The 14,669-nt window shown below is 72.1% G+C and carries 13 protein-coding genes; 2 read left to right on the plus strand and 11 right to left on the minus strand.

Annotated features, from left to right (window positions below; translation table 11 throughout):
• From VGD70_RS03565 to VGD70_RS03585, 5 genes are all read right to left on the minus strand, one after another.
• On the minus strand, window positions 1-1,340 hold a 1,340-nt coding region (locus tag VGD70_RS03565), incomplete at its 3' end, for an alpha/beta hydrolase (RefSeq protein ID WP_331078056.1).
• 96 nt (window positions 1,341-1,436) lie between these two features.
• Window positions 1,437-2,381 carry an alpha/beta hydrolase gene (locus tag VGD70_RS03570; protein ID WP_331078117.1) on the minus strand — a complete coding sequence of 315 codons (945 nt, stop codon included), beginning with the start codon at window positions 2,379-2,381 and terminating at the stop codon, window positions 1,437-1,439.
• Between the two features lie 30 nt (window positions 2,382-2,411).
• Window positions 2,412-2,948: a phage holin family protein gene (locus tag VGD70_RS03575; RefSeq protein WP_331078058.1), complete on the minus strand. Its 537-nt coding sequence runs from the start codon at window positions 2,946-2,948 to the stop codon at window positions 2,412-2,414.
• A 37-nt stretch (window positions 2,949-2,985) separates the two neighbouring features.
• Complete coding sequence (nhaA, locus tag VGD70_RS03580; protein WP_331078060.1) at window positions 2,986-4,185, minus strand: Na+/H+ antiporter NhaA; 1,200 nt, start codon at window positions 4,183-4,185, stop codon at window positions 2,986-2,988.
• Window positions 4,182-4,916 (minus strand): VIT family protein, encoded by a 735-nt coding sequence (locus VGD70_RS03585; protein WP_331078062.1) that lies wholly within the window; start codon window positions 4,914-4,916, stop codon window positions 4,182-4,184. Before VGD70_RS03585 ends, nhaA begins: the two co-directional genes overlap by 4 nt.
• 71 nt (window positions 4,917-4,987) lie before the next feature.
• Between VGD70_RS03585 and VGD70_RS03590 the strand changes: the two genes are divergently transcribed.
• On the plus strand, window positions 4,988-5,692 hold the full coding sequence (locus VGD70_RS03590; RefSeq protein WP_331078064.1) for a hypothetical protein: 705 nt from the start codon (window positions 4,988-4,990) through the stop codon (window positions 5,690-5,692).
• A gap of 48 nt (window positions 5,693-5,740) precedes the next feature.
• Here the strand turns inward: VGD70_RS03590 and acs are convergent, their stop codons facing one another.
• Window positions 5,741-7,729, minus strand: coding sequence for an acetate--CoA ligase (gene acs / locus VGD70_RS03595; RefSeq protein WP_331078066.1), 1,989 nt, complete (start codon window positions 7,727-7,729; stop codon window positions 5,741-5,743).
• A 133-nt stretch (window positions 7,730-7,862) separates the two neighbouring features.
• Between acs and VGD70_RS03600 the strand changes: the two genes are divergently transcribed.
• Window positions 7,863-8,597: an oxidoreductase gene (locus tag VGD70_RS03600; RefSeq protein WP_331078068.1), complete on the plus strand. Its 735-nt coding sequence runs from the start codon at window positions 7,863-7,865 to the stop codon at window positions 8,595-8,597.
• 158 nt (window positions 8,598-8,755) lie between these two features.
• Here VGD70_RS03600 and VGD70_RS03605 read toward each other — a convergent pair whose 3' ends face one another.
• From VGD70_RS03605 to VGD70_RS03625, 5 genes are all read right to left on the minus strand, one after another.
• Window positions 8,756-9,493: an alpha/beta hydrolase gene (locus tag VGD70_RS03605; protein ID WP_331078070.1), complete on the minus strand. Its 738-nt coding sequence runs from the start codon at window positions 9,491-9,493 to the stop codon at window positions 8,756-8,758.
• A gap of 75 nt (window positions 9,494-9,568) precedes the next feature.
• Window positions 9,569-10,492, minus strand: a complete 924-nt coding sequence (locus tag VGD70_RS03610; protein ID WP_331078072.1) for an N-acetylmuramic acid 6-phosphate etherase — start codon at window positions 10,490-10,492, stop codon at window positions 9,569-9,571.
• Between the two features lie 17 nt (window positions 10,493-10,509).
• A complete protein-coding gene (locus VGD70_RS03615) occupies window positions 10,510-11,427 on the minus strand; it encodes a MurR/RpiR family transcriptional regulator (RefSeq protein ID WP_331078075.1) in 918 nt (305 codons plus the stop codon).
• A 178-nt stretch (window positions 11,428-11,605) separates the two neighbouring features.
• Window positions 11,606-13,378: a serine hydrolase domain-containing protein gene (locus VGD70_RS03620; protein ID WP_414637880.1), complete on the minus strand. Its 1,773-nt coding sequence runs from the start codon at window positions 13,376-13,378 to the stop codon at window positions 11,606-11,608.
• Between the two features lie 16 nt (window positions 13,379-13,394).
• Window positions 13,395-14,666 carry a DUF1343 domain-containing protein gene (locus VGD70_RS03625; RefSeq protein WP_331078121.1) on the minus strand — a complete coding sequence of 424 codons (1,272 nt, stop codon included), beginning with the start codon at window positions 14,664-14,666 and terminating at the stop codon, window positions 13,395-13,397.
• Between the last annotated feature and the right edge of the window lie 3 nt (window positions 14,667-14,669).

A 14,669-nucleotide genomic window follows, 5' to 3' on the forward strand; every position in this document is an offset into this window, starting at 1 on the left:
GTCAGGGTGCACGCGCTCCTGTCGATCACGCCGTGGCCCCAGCCGTCGTAGGTGAGCAGCACGGCGCCGTCGAGCTGGCGGGTCACGTTCCTCGCCCACGTGTGGGGCGTCGCCGGGTCGTGGCGGGAGTTCAGCACCAGGATCGGCGGCGTGCCCTCGATGTCGGGCCGGTGCTGCGGGTTCGGCACCGCCGCCGGCCAGGACGCGCACAGCGACACCGGCAGCCACGCGAAGTGCGTCCGCAGCGTCGGCGCGGCCCGCTTCTGCTTCTCCCACAGCGCCAGCCATTCCCGCTCCGACGAGATCGGCATCCGGTGGTCCGCGCAGAACGCCGCCGCCGGGAACGGCGTCACCGCCGGCGACGAGACGGCCGCGGCCCTCGGCGCGCCGTCGGCCAGTGACCTCAGGTACTCCGCCGCCGCCGGCCACTCCGGCCCGTAGAAGAACCCTGTCGTCCGGTTCACCAGCTCCATCGGCCCGACCGGCCGCGAGCCGTCCGGCGCGGGCAGCGAACCGGCCACCGACCGCCGGTACAAGGTGTCGTACAGCGCGTGGACGTCGCGCCCGTGCAGCACGCACGACGTCGACGAGGCACACCACGCGGCGAACTCGTCGAACGTGTCCTCGCCGGCCGCCGCCTCGGTCGTGAGGAGCTCCGCCGGCGCGAGGCTGTGGTCGAACACGCTGTCCAGCACCAGCGCACGCACCCGCGACGGGAACCGCTCCGCGTACAGCTGCCCGGCGAGCGTCCCGTACGACCGCCCGTAGAGCGACAGCTGCCGCTCGCCCAGCGCGGCCCGGATCGCGTCGATGTCCCGCGCGACGCTCACGCTGTCCACGTGGTCCACGAGCGGACCGGTGTGCTCGCGGCAGCTGTCCCCGAGCGCCCGGGAGTACGCCGACAGCTCCGCGAACGTCGCACCGCCCTCCGGGTTCGCGTCCGGCGGGTTGGCGACCAGGCCGGCGTCGCACACGACCGGGCTGCTGCGGTTGGTGCCCCGCGGGTCGAAGCTCACGACGTCGAACCTCGCCGCCAGCTCCGGCGGCACCGGCGTCCGGCCGAGCATCCGGTTGACCCCGGAGTCACCCGGCCCGCCCGGCATGAGGAGCAGCGTGCCGATCGGGTGCGCGGTCGTCCGCCGCGCGATGGCCACCTCGATCGTGCCGCGCGACGGTCTGGACCAGTCGACCGGCACGGTGACCGTGGCGCACTGGACGTCGGCGTTGCCCGCGCACGGTCGCCAGTCCGGCCCGGGCGACGCGACGGCCGTCACCGCGCCCGCCACTGTGGCACCCACCGCGACGGCGGCGAGCAGCGCGGTTGTTCGGAGCAGTTTCATACGAGTTCCCCCGGCATCCCTGTGATTTCCCCGGAGTCCGAGTATCTGCGCTGCCGGCGCGGGAGGACTCAGGGAAGACCCTGAGATGGCCCCGGGTCAGCGGGCGGAGGTGAGGAACTCGGTGAGCGCGCGGTTGGTGACCGCGGGTGCTTCCTGGTGCGGGAAGTGGCCGATGCCGTCCAGCAGCCGGGTGACCACCCGGCCGTGCGCCCAGCTCGCCGACGCGCGCACGGTGCCGGGCAGGATGCACGGGTCGGCGGCACCGGAGAGCTGCAGCACCGGCACGGTGATCTCGCGCTGCATGGCCTCGCTGAACCGCCGGCCCTCGCCGCGCAGCTGCGCGCGGACCGCCCAGCGGTAGTACTCGAGCGCGCTGTGCGCGGCGCCGCGCACCCGCATGGCCGAGCGGAGCCGCGTCACGACGTCGTCGAATCCCGGTTGGACAGTCCACTGAGGACCAGACCAGCGGCGCAGCAGGGTCTCGACGGTGGCCGCGCCGTCCCGGGTGAGCCAGCGTTCCGGCGCGAGCGGCAGCTGGGCGCGGAAGAGGTGGCCGAGCGCGCGGGCCTGGTTGGTCGGCTTGCGGTGCAGGGCGGTGCGGCGGATCTCGCGGCGCAGCGCCAGCGGGTGCGCGGCCGACACCGAGCTGACCGAGCGGACCAGCCGCGGGTGCATCGCGGCGACCGTCCACGCGAGCATGCCTCCCCAGGCGTGACCCACGAGGTGCGCGTTGGGCTCGCCGAGTGCCTTGACGAGCCCGCCGACGTCACCGGCGAGCGTCCACGCGTCGTAGCCGCGCGGTGGTTTGTCCGAGTCGCCGTAACCGCGCAGATCCACCGCCACCGCGCGGAAACCGGCGTCGGCGATGGCGGTGAGCTGGTGGCGCCACGTCCACCAGAACTCGCAGAACCCGTGCAGCAGCAGGACGAGCGGGCCTTCCCCGGTCTCGGTGACGTGCAGCCGGATGCCGTTCGCGTGGACGTCGCGGTGCACCCACGGCCCGTCGATGCGGACCGTCGACGGGTCGGGGCGGGAGCGCAGGGCCGCCGCGGTGCTCAGGGGAGCGGCCGATCAGACACGGCGCACGGCGTCACCCGAGGCGGGCACGGGTGCGGTCGCGCCGTTCTCACCCCGGTGCCGCAGGGCCGCCGCGGTGTCCTTCACGGTCTCGATCGTCCGCTGCGGGGCACGCACCGAGCGGACCTTGCGGGCGCCGCGCCAGGCGAAGAATCCGGCGAGGACCGCCATGAGAAGGGTGATGACCAGGAAGCCGCCCCAGGGGTCGGCCCAGTCCCACAGGCCCTTGTTGATCCCGAGCGCCGCCGTGGTGAGGAGGAAGGGGAGCAGGAGCAGGCCCAGCACCAGCGCGATGACGAAGTAGATGCTGCCGGTGAGCCCCTTCTTGATCTCCTTGGTGACCTCGGACCTGGCCAGCTCGACCTCGGCCCTGATCAGCGTCGACAGGTGTGTGGACGCGTCCTTGACCAAGTTCCCGATCGACTGTTCGCCCGCCGCGCCGTTCGTCTCGTCGGACAACGGGATCGACGGGACTCGCGGCAGCCCCGCCCCGTTGCCGTTGGTGTGGTGCGCACTGGTCACGTGCGCCATCGTGCCATGTGCCGATCAAACAGGCTGGCCGGGCGGGCTATTCGGCCGTGTCGGGCTCGGCGTCGCGCGCTCGGCTGCGGCGTACGAGCAACACCGCGGCGAGCAGCGCGGCCACCATCGACCCGACGAGCACCGCGCCCTTGGCCACCTCCATGTCCGCGCCGTCGAGCGCGAGGTCGGCGATCAGCAGGCTCACCGTGAACCCCACGCCGCCGAGCATCGCCACCGCGACCAGGTCCCGTTTGCCGAGCCCGGAGGGCATCGCGGCGATCCGCAGGCGGACGGCCAGCAGCGACGAGCCGACGATGCCGACCAGCTTGCCGACCACGAGCCCGAGCATCACCGCGAGCGCGACCCGGTCCTCGACGAGCCGTGCCAACGTGTCCGCGGTGATCGGGATGCCGGCCGCGAACACCGCGAACAGCGGCACCGCCAGCCCCGCCGACCACGGCTGCAGCCGGTGCTCGAGCCGCAGGCACGGCGACTCGTCCTCGCCGGGATCGGGCCGCACCCGGGTCAGCAACGCCAGCGCGACACCGGCGATCGTCGCGTGCACCCCGCACGCGTGCACCGCGAGCCAGGTGCCGACCGCGATCGGCACGTACAGCCACGCCGAGCGGACCCGCAGGCGTTGCAGCAACCAGTACACCGCGAGCAGCACGACCGCGGCCCCCGCGGCGAGCAGGTCGAAGCTGCCGGTGAACACGATCGCGATCAACAGGATCGCGCCGAGGTCGTCGACCACCGCGAGGCTCAGCAGGAACACCCGTGCGCTGCTCGGCAGGCCCGAGCCGGTCAGCGCCAGCACGCCGAGCGCGAACGCGATGTCGGTGGCCACAGGGATGGCCCACGCCTGCCCGATGCGCGGGTCGCCCCAGCCGACGCCCAGCGTGAGGACGGCCGGCACGACCATGCCGCCGACCGCGGCGATCACCGGCAGCAGCGCGTTGCGCAGCCGGGACAGCTCGCCGATCACCAGCTCGCGCTTGAGCTCGAGCCCGGCGACGAAGAAGAACAGCGCGAGCAGCCCGTCCTTGACCCAGTCGCCGACGGTGAGGTTCAGGTGCAGCTGCGGCGGGCCGAGCTCGGTGTCGCGCAGCGTGTGGTAGCCGCCGGACCAGGGGCTGTTGGCCCACAGCAGGGCGACCGCGGTGGCGGCGAGCAGGATCGTGCCACCGACGGTCTCCGTGCGGAGGTAGCGGGCGAACTCGCCGACGACGGGAAGGCGCCGGGTCATCCGGTGGTGACGCCGAACAGGACGCCGACGAGGTAGGTCACGATCATGGTGAGCGCGCCGACGCCGACGTTGCGGGCGATCGCGCGGCCGATCCGCGCGTTGCCGAGGCGGGCGCTGAGCCAGCCGGTGATCACCAGCCCCACCACCACCGCCGCCGCACACGTCCACACCCGCAGGCCCACCGGCGGCAGCGCGATCGCGATCAGCGGCAGCAGCCCGCCACACGTGAACGCGATGAGCGACGCCCACGCCGCGTGCCACGGGCTGGTGAGGTCCTCCGGGGAGATGCCGAGCTCGGCCTCGGCGTGCGCCTCGAGCGCGTCGTACACGGTCAGCTCGCGCGCGACCTCGGCGGCGAGCTCGGGGGACAGGCCCTTCTCCACGTAGATCTCGGCGAGCTCGCGCTCCTCGGCCTCGGGCATGGTCTCGAGCTCGTAGCGCTCGAGGCGCAGCGCCGCCTGCTCGGTGTCGCGCTGGGTGCTGACCGAGACGTACTCGCCGCCGGCCATCGACAACGCGCCGGCCACGAGGCTCGCGACGCCGGCGATCATGATCGTGGAGCGGTCGGTGGTCGCGCCCGCGACGCCGACCACGAGCCCGGCGACGGAGACGATGCCGTCGTTGGCGCCGAGAACACCGGCGCGCAGCCAGTTCAGCCGCTCGCCGAGGGTGCCTTGGTGGGGCTCGCCCGGGTGCACTTCGGCCGGCTCGTCCGCGCTGAGCTCTGTCATTCGCTCATTGAACTACCGGCCGCAAGCTGTGGCAGCATGACTCGAGCTGTCACGCCTCGGGGAGCGAACGAATGAAGAAGTGGATCTTCTGCCTGGTGATCGGCCTGGCCATGCTGGCGTTCAGCACGGGTGTCGGGGTCAACGACGGCACGGTCAGATGCGACGGGCAGATCATGAATCCGGGTTCGGTCTGCGAGTTCCGGGACCGCGGCGGTGACGTCACGTCCACCCAGACCTATGACGAGATCAAGGCCGGCGACGCGGCGGCGAAGAAGACGTTCAACAGCTGGGGCCGGTGGGCCCTGCTGGGCGGCGGGCTCGCCCTGACCGGGCTGGCCGGCTGGGGCATCCTGCGCCGCCGTCGGCAGCAGAAGGCGCAGGGGCCGACCACCGCCGGCCTGTACCTCCAGCAGCAGACCGCACAATCCGGCGCCGGTTACGCACATCCCGCGCACACGCCGGCGCAGGGCCGGCCCGGCCAGCCGGGCCAGTACGGCCCACCGGGTCCATATGCTCCCCAGCCGCCGCAGCCGTGGCAGCAGCAGGCGCCGCCCCAGCAGCAGGCAGCGCCCCAGCCGCAGGCGCCGCCCGAGGTGCAGCCATGGCCGCCGGCGCGGGGACCGCAGCAGCCGCACCAGCTCCCCGGCCCGCCGCCGCCCGTCGGCCAGCCCGGCTACGGCACCCACCCGTGGGGCTCACCGCCGCCGGCCACGCCACCGGGACCGCATCCCAACTTCGGCCCGGGGGCCGACGAGGAGCTCACCGAGCGCTACTGACGCCGACGGCCCGGTCACCGCATCCGGTGACCGGGCCGTCGCCTTGCCTCACTCGTCCGAGCTGCCCTTGTTCAGGCCGGCGGAGATCAGGTCCATCACCGACGAGTCGGCGAGCGTCGTGACGTCGCCGATCTGGCGGTTCTCCGCCACGTCCCGCAGCAGCCGCCGCATGATCTTGCCCGAGCGCGTCTTCGGCAGCTCCGGCACGACCATGATCTGCCGCGGCTTCGCGATGGGGCCGATCTCCTTGGCCACGTGGTCGCGCAGCGCCTTGATCGCCCGCTCGCCCTTGGCCTCGTCCTCGCCGACCCCGCCGCGCAGGATCACGAACGCCACGATGCCCTGACCGGTCGTCGGGTCGGTGGCGCCGACGACCGCGGCCTCGGCCACCGTCGGGTGCGACACGAGCGCGGACTCGACCTCGGTGGTCGAGATCCGGTGGCCGGACACGTTCATCACGTCGTCGACCCGGCCCAGCAGCCAGATGTCGCCGTCCGCGTCGTACTTGGCGCCGTCGCCGGCGAAGTAGAAGCCCTGGCCGGCGAAGCGGGCCCAGTAGGTCTCCTTGTACCGCTCCTCGTCGCCCCAGATGCCGCGCAGCATCGACGGCCACGGCTGGTCGAGCACCAGGTAACCGCCGCCGCCCTTGCCGACCTCGTTGCCCTGGTCGTCGACGACCATGGCGGAGATGCCCGGCAGCGGGCCCTGCGCCGAGCCCGGCTTGGCAGAGGTGACCCCGGGTAGCGGGGAGATCATGATCGCGCCGGTCTCGGTCTGCCACCAGGTGTCCACGACCGGCGTCCGGTTGGCGCCGATGTTCTCCCGGTACCAGATCCACGCCTCCGGGTTGATCGGCTCGCCGACCGACCCGAGCACGCGCAGCGACGTCAGGTCGAACTTGGCCGGGATGTCCTTGCCCCACTTCATGAACGTGCGGATCAGCGTGGGCGCGGTGTAGTAGATCGTGACGCCGTACTTCTGCACGATCTCCCAGTGCCGCCCCTCGTGCGGGGTGTTCGGCGTGCCCTCGTAGACCACCTCGGTGACGCCGTTGGCGAGCGGGCCGTACACGATGTAGCTGTGCCCGGTGACCCAGCCGATGTCGGCGGTGCACCAGTACACATCGGACTCCGGCTTGACGTCGAAGACGTCGCGGTGCGTGTACGCGACCTGCGTGAGGTATCCGCCGGAGGTGTGCAGGATGCCCTTGGGCTTACCAGTCGTGCCCGAGGTGTAGAGGATGAACAGCGGGTGCTCGGCGTCGAACGCCTCCGCCTCGTGCGTGTCGGGCTTGTCGTCGACGACGTCGTGCCACCACAGGTCGCGGCCCTCGGTCCACTCGACGTCGATGCCGGTGCGGCGCACCACGAGCACGTGCTCGATCGTGGGCGTGCGGGTGACCGCCTCGTCCACCGCGGCCTTGAGCGTGGCCGGCTTGCCGCGCCGGTACTGGCCGTCGGCGGTGATCACGAGCTTGGCCTCGGCGTCGTCGATGCGCGAGCGCAGCGCCTCGGCGGAGAAGCCGCCGAACACGACGCTGTGCGTGAGACCCAGGCGCGCGCAGGCGAGCATCGAGAAGATCGCCTCGGGCAGCATCGGGAGGTAGATCGCGACCCGGTCGCCGGCCCGCAGGCCCAGCGAGAGCAGGGCGTTCGCCGTCTTGGCGACCTCGCGCTGCAGCTCGGCGTAGGTGATCGTGCGGCTGTCGCCGGGCTCGCCCTCCCAGTGGATGGCCACCCGGTCGCCGTTGCCGGCCTCGACGTGCCGGTCGACGCAGTTGTACGCGACGTTGAGCTTCCCGCCGATGAACCACTTCGCGAACGGCGGGTTCGACCAGTCGAGCACCTGGTCCCACGGGGTATCCCAGTGCAGCTGGCCGGCCTGCTCCGCCCAGAACGCCTCCCTGTCGGCCCCCGCCTTCTCGTAAAGGTCCGCCTTCGCGTTGGCCTGCTCGGCGAACTCGGCGCTCGGCGGGAACGTCCTGCTCTCCGTGAGCAAGTTGTCCAGCGTCGGGCCCTGGCCGGGCTGCTCTGTCATGATGCGGATCCTCCTCGACCCAGGGATGTAGTTGCTGGCCCTGTGCTATCACACGCGGCGACGGCACGCATAGAGGTCCAGACCACTGAGCAGCGACGCCACGACCGGTTGTCACCCGGTAGGGTCCGGTGGCGTGACTGACCCGCTGGCGCCGTTGCTGGAGCTGCCCGGTGTCGAGGACGCGGTGCGGGCCGCCCGCGAGACGGTGGACCAGGTGCACGGGCACCCGGCCAACCGCCGCGGCTGGCCGGCGACCGCGGCCGAGGCGTCGGTGCGAGCCGCACGGGCCTCCGCCGCCCTCGACGGCGGCGATCCCGAGATCCCCGAGGCCGGCGAGGTCACCGAGCCGCACCTGGCCGGCGCGCTGCGCATCGCCGAGTCGCTCGGCACGCTGGTGCCGATCTGGCAGCGTGCGCCGATGCAGGCACTGGCCCGGCTGCACGTGCTGGCCGCGGCCGACCTGGTGGCCGACGAGCAGCTCGGCCGACCCCGGCCCAGCCGCGGCGTGACCCGCCGGCTGGACCTGCTGGGCGACATCGTGGCCGGCGGCACGTCGGTGCCCGGCGCGGTGCTGGTGGCGGTGGTGCACGGCGAGCTGCTGGCGCTGTCCCCGTTCGGCTCGGCGGACGGCGTGGTCGCCCGCGCGGCGGCCCGGCTGACGACGATCGGCACGGGGCTGGACCCGAAGGGGCTGATCGTGCCGGAGGTGTTCTTCCTGCGCCGGTCCGACCGCTACCGCGCGGCGGCGGCCGGGTTCGCCACCGGGACCGACGAGGGCCTCACCGAGTGGCTGCTGCTCTGCTGCGAGGCGGTCGAGGCGGGCGCTCGCGAGGCGACGAGCATCGCGGAGGCCGCGCTGACCCGCTGACGTGCGGATTCAGCGTTCTTCCAGGCCATTTCGTCCGGCTCGGCGCACCCTGGGTGTTGCGAGTCCCCCTTCCTCGCTGTGTGTGTGGGATCCCACGGGACGGGCCGAGAACCCTAGCCTCTCGGCCCGTTTCCCCGTGGTGGCCCAGGAACCTCGTGCTAGCCCAGGAACGCCGTCACGAGCGGCAGCACGTGGTCGGGCCGCCGGGTGAGGTCCATGTGCGTGGTGTCCGGCAGCACCGCGAGCCGCGCGTCGGGGATGAGCGCGTGCATCTCGGCGGCGTGGTCGACCCGCACGAAGTCGGTGTCGCCGATGACGATCAGCACCGGCGACCGGACCGAGCCGAGGTCCTCGGCCGACCAGTCGAGCTTCTCCGGCAGCGCGGACGCCTTGGCCATGAACGCCTCGAAGTGCTCCGGCTCGGGCGCGACGGCCAGGTAGGCGTCCCGCAACAGCGCGAACTCGGCCTCGGTGGGTAGCCGCCTCGAGTTCGGGTCCATGGCGAAGACCTCCGGGTGGTACCCGTCGCCCCGGAAGTGCACCCCGGCCACGGCCAGCCGCCCGGCCCGCTCCGGGTAGGTCATGGCGACCTGCAGCGAGACGAGCCCGCCGAGGCTGAACCCGAAGAAGTCGGCCTTCTCGACGCCGAGGTGGTCGAGCAGCCCCACGACGTCCCCGGCGAGGTGCGCGAGCTCGAAGTCCCGCTCGATGTCCGCGGTGTGCCCGTGCCCCTGCAGCTCGACGGCGATGACCTGCCGCGTCTCGGCGAGCGTGGCCAGCATCGAGCCGAACGTGAGGTCGATGGTGAGCAGGCCGCCGTGCAGAAGAACGAGCGGCGCACCGGTGCCGTGCACCTCGTAGTAGATGTCCAGCCCGTTCACGTTCGCGTAGCTCATGGTCGCGGTCTCCGTCCTCGGTAGGTGTTCTCACCCCTACGTCGAACAGAGACCGCGCCGATCGACGCGGTGGGCTCAGACGGTGGCGCCCAGGCTCAGCAGGGCCTTCCGCACATGGCCGCCGGTGCCCGCCAGCGCCGCCGCCGCGCGTTCGGAGTCCACTCCGGACAGCAGGTGGACTAGGGCGACCTTGAGGTCGCCGTGCGCCGCGTCCAGGGCCTCGGCGCACTCATGCAGGTCGAGGCCCGTCGCCTCGCGGAGGATGCGCAGCGTGCGGCCTCGCAGCTTCGCGTTGGTGGCGCGCATCGAGACCATCAGGTTCGAGTAGGTCCGCCCCAGCTTCACCATGACGGCAGTCGAGAACGCCGTGAGCACCAGCTTCTGCGCGGTGCCGGCCTTCATCCGGGTGGAGCCTGCGACGACCTCGGGGCCGGTGTCGACCTCGATGAGCACGTCGATGTGGTTGAGGCGGGTGGCGTGCGGGTTGGAGAACACGAGGCCGGTGCGGGCGCCGAGCGCGCCCGCCGCTCGCAACGCGCCCAGCACGTACGGGGTACGGCCGGACGCGGTGAGCCCGAGGACGAAGTCGCCCGGCTCGGCGTCGCGCGTCAGCTCCGCGGCGCCGCCCTCCTCGTCGTCCTCGGCGTCCTCCACGGCACTGCGCAGCGCGCCCGTCCCGCCGGCGTGGTGAACGACGAACCACTCGGCGGGCGCGTTGTACGTCGGCGCGAGCTCGGCGGCGTCGAGCGTGGCCATGCGGCCGGACGTGCCGGCGCCGACGTAGTGCACGCGGTGCCCGTTGCGCAGGGCCTCGGCCGCCAGGTCGACGGCCGTGGCCAGGGCCGGCAACGCGGCCGCCACCGCGTCCGGCACCAGGCGATCCTCGGCGTTGATCGATCGCAGGAGGTCGAGCGTGGACAGCTGGTCCAGGTCGGTCGTACGAGGGTTGCGCCGCTCGGTTGGCGAGTCGACGTGTACGGCCTGGCGCGGCACTGTCATGTTGCCTCCCCCAAGGATCATTTGCCGGTCTCTCGCGCCTTGCGACGACCGTCGTGGCGGGTCTCCAGCCGATGGGAGCCCACCGCGTCCCGGGTCTCGTCCAGCGCCTTCATCGAGTCGGCCAGATGTCGCTGGGCCACCCCGATGAACAGGCAGTCGACGACCGTGAGCTGGGCGATGCGGCTGGCCATCGCGCCGGAGCGGAAGGTGGTCTCCCGCGCGGCGGTGGTCAGCACCAGGTCCGCCACCTCGCTGATGGGCGCGGTGGGGAAGTTGGTCAGCGCCACGGTGGTGGCCCCGGCCCGCCGGGCCTCGCGCAGCGCCTCGACGGTGTCCTGGGTGGCGCCGGTGTGCGAGATGGCGAACGCGACGTCGCCCTTCCCGAGCACCGCCGCCGAGGTCAGCATGATGTGGGTGTCGCTCCAGGCGAAGCTGATGCGGCCGATCCGGTGCAGCTTCTGCTGCAGGTCGGCGGCCACGAACGCGCTGGCGCCGACGCCGTAGACGTCGACCCGGTTGGCCCCGGCCAGCGCCGTGACCACCTGCTCGAGCACCTCGATGTCGAGCTGGGCCGCGGTCTCCTCGACCGCGCGGGCGTCGGCGAAGGTGACCTTTCCGACGACGCTCGCCAGCTCGTCGTCGGGAGCGATCTCGCCGCCGAGGTCTCGCTCGGCGTGCACTTCGGATCGGGCGGTGTCCGCGGCCAGGGCGATGCGCAGCTCGGGGTAGCCGCCGACGCCGATGGCCTTGCAGAACCGGGTGACGGTGGTCTCGCTCGTACCGGCCGCCTCGGCGACCTCGGTGATGCTTCGGCGGGCCACTGTGGACGGGCTGTCCAGAACCACCTTGGCGACGCGCTGCTCCGCGCGGGCCAGACCGGGCAGCAGCGACCGGATACGAACCAGGGGACTTGACTCAGTGTGTTGTGTGGTCATGGCACTCGCGCTCACGTGGGAAACTTACTAACCGGCATGTGGGTCAACAAGACGGCAGCCGCTGTCTGGTGACAACGCTACCCAACAAAGGCTGAAAATTCAGATGTCGTGCTGCTAGCTCAACATCGGAATCGACGGTTCGGGGCAGGTTGTTAGCGTTTCAACCAGTTTTTCATGCTCATCGTGATCTGAGCTGCCAGCCGCTGGCCTGCACTTTGTGGGGTTCTTTCTCACCGTTGAGGAGCGTTTGAACACGGTCCGTGACGGTGATGCCGTCGAGGGAAATTCCCCGCCCGGTGTACCGGGCGTCGGTAGTGAACCGCCAGCGCAGCGTGATCTCCGCAGCGTGTGGTAGTTGAGCACGCACCTTCCACCAGGCCCGGTGGCCCGATCCGGAGAGCGCGTTGACCGTTTCGTCCGGTGCCCCGCGACCCGAGACGGACAGCGGGACAGCCGTCCAGGTGGTCCCGTCCGTGCTCGACTCGAGGACCAGAAGATCGGTCGACTCAGAGTCGACGAACGCATCGAAGTTCACCCGAACGGGACCCCCTGGGTGGAGGGGAACCGTCGTCAGCGTCGCCCGTGCGGCGTCCCCGATGCCGGTGTACCACGCGTCCCGGCCGTGCTCCGGCGCCACCGCGAGCGCCTTCGCGAGCCCGGTGCACAGGGCCTCGCGCGCGAGGTTGATCGAGCCCCAGCTCCGGCTCGGGTGCACCCGGTTGGTCAGCAGGATCGCGAAGGACCGCGACGCCGGGTCGATGACCACGTCGGTGCCCGTGTACCCCGTGTGCCCGGCCGTGTGCGCACCGGAGAGGCCGCCCATGTACCAGATCTGGTTGAGCTCGAACCCGTAGCCGTGGTCGTTGCCCGGGAACGCCTCGTTGTGGTTCTCGAGCATGGTCGCCACGGTGTCCTCGCGCAGGATCCGGTGCCCGCGGTAGGCGCCGCCGTTGAGGATCGTCTGGGCCAGGATCGCCATGTCGCCCGCCGTGGAGAACACACCCGCGTGCCCGGCGACGCCGCCGAGCGACCAGGCGTTCTCGTCGTGCACCGAGCCGCGGACCATGCCGCGCGGTGGCGAGGTCTGGAACTCGGTGGCCGCGACCCGGTCGAGCTTGGCGGCCGGCGGGTTGTAGCCGGTGTCGACCATGCCCAGCGGCCGGGTGATCCGGTCGGCGACCACCTCGTCGAGCGGCTTGCCGGTGAGCCGCTCGACCATGACCCCGAGCGTGATCAGGTTCAGGTCGGAGTACTCGTACTTCGTGCCCGGCGGGTTGTGCGGCGCGACGTCCATCACGGCCTTGATCCGCGCCGGGATGTCCGGGTAGGCCGACCACAGCGGCAGCCAGGACACCAGCCCCGACGTGTGCGTCAGCAGCTGCGCGACGGTGATCGACTCCTTGCCGTTCACGCCGAACTCGGGCAGGTAGGTCGCGACCGGCGCGGCGACGTCGACCTCGCCGCGCTCGACCAGCTGCATCACCAGGACCGAGGTGAACAGCTTCGACACCGAGGCCATGTCGAAGATCGTGTCGTCGCGCATCGCCACCTTGTCGGCGTCGGCCAGCTCGGTGCCCGCGCCGTCGGCGTAGCGCACCGCGTAGCCGGTGCTCGCGCGGCTGACGACCACGCCGTCGTGCGCGAGCAGGGTGACCGCGCCGGAGTACAGCGGGTGGTTGGTGTTCGGCGTCGGGTGGGTCCGGGTCCACGCGTCGATCCGGCCCAGCGCCTCCTCGATCGGCGCCGGGTCCAGCCCGACCGAGCGCGGCGAGCCGTCCCGCAGCACGGTCCGCGGCGACGCGAAGCCCTGCTGGGGCCGGTCGAACCGGCCGGTCGGGTCGCCGCCGTGCGGCTCGGCGGTCACCGTCGCGCTGCCCGTCATGACGACGGCGCTGAGCGCGGCGAGCAACGCGACGCCCAACCAGCCGGGTAACACGCTTCGCCTGAACATGGCCACCTCGAAGTAGTCACCGGTAGATGAGATACCGCTCTCGCAGGTTCGCGAAAGAGGCGAGCTCGCCCCGCCAGGCGTCGATCACCTCGTCGACCCCGGCGCCCGCGTCGACCATCAGACGCAGCCGGTCGGAGCCGGAGAGCTTGTCGATGTAGTTGTCCGGCCGCCAGCCGAACACGCCCGGGTGCGCCTGCTTCGCGGTGACGATCATGGTGACCGCCGTGCGGATGGCGTCGAAGCGGCGCTCGTCGGTGATCTGCAGCTGCACGCCGCCGCAGGTCTGGTTGAGCCACTTGGAGAACGTGGGCACGAAGTAGTGCTCGCGGAACCGCACGCCGGGCAGCCGCGCGGCGTTGAGCGCCTCGGCCCAGTGCCAGTCGATCCCGGGCGCGCCGATGATCTCGAAGGGCCGGGTGGTGCCGCGGCCCTCGGACAGCACGGTGCCCTCGAACAGGCAGGTGCCGGGGTAGGCGAGCGCCGTGTGCGGGGTGGGCATGTTGGGACTCGGCAGGACCCACTGCAGGCCGGTCTCGGAGAACAGCTCGTCGCGCCGCCAGCCGCGCAGCTCGGCGACCTCGAGGCTCGTCAGCCGCCCGCCCGCGTCCGCCGGCAGGAACTCGGCGTCGAAGAGCTTGGCCAGCTCGCCGACGGTCATGCCGTGCTGCTGGACGATCGGCTTGCGGCCGACCCCGGAGGCGAACGCCGGGTTCAGCATCGGGCCGCGGGCCCGGCCGCCGACCGGGTTGGGCCGGTCGAGGACCACGACCGACGTGCCGGTGAGGACCGACGCGTGCATGGCCGTGTAGAGGCTCCAGATGTAGGTGTAGAAGCGCGAGCCGACGTCGGCGATGTCGAACACGAGCGTGTCGATGCCGGACTTGGTGAACAGGCCCGCGAGCTTGGTCGCGGTCGCGCCGTACGCGTCGTAGACCGGCACCTGGGTGCGCGGGTCGCGGTAGTCGCCCTCGGATCCGCCGGCCTGCGCGGTGCCGCGGAAGCCGTGCTCAGGGCCGAACACCGCGGTCGGCAGGACACCCGCGGCCACCATCGAGTCGACGATGTGGGTCTGGTCGCGCAGCACCCCCGTCGGGTTGGTCAGCACACCGATTCTGCGGCCGCGGAGCTCGCTCCAGCCGTCCTCGGCGAGGAGGTCGGCGGCCGGGGTCACGCCCGGGTCGCCGTGCCCGCGGGTCGTCGTCGGCTCGGCGGCCGCCGGGGCCGCGGCGGCCACCGTGAGCGCCGGCGCGGCCAGCGCGGACGCCGTCAGGAAGCGCCGGCGGTCCATACC

The organism is Actinophytocola sp., assembly GCF_036402745.1.
In the GTDB taxonomy this organism is placed as follows: domain Bacteria; phylum Actinomycetota; class Actinomycetes; order Mycobacteriales; family Pseudonocardiaceae; genus Actinophytocola.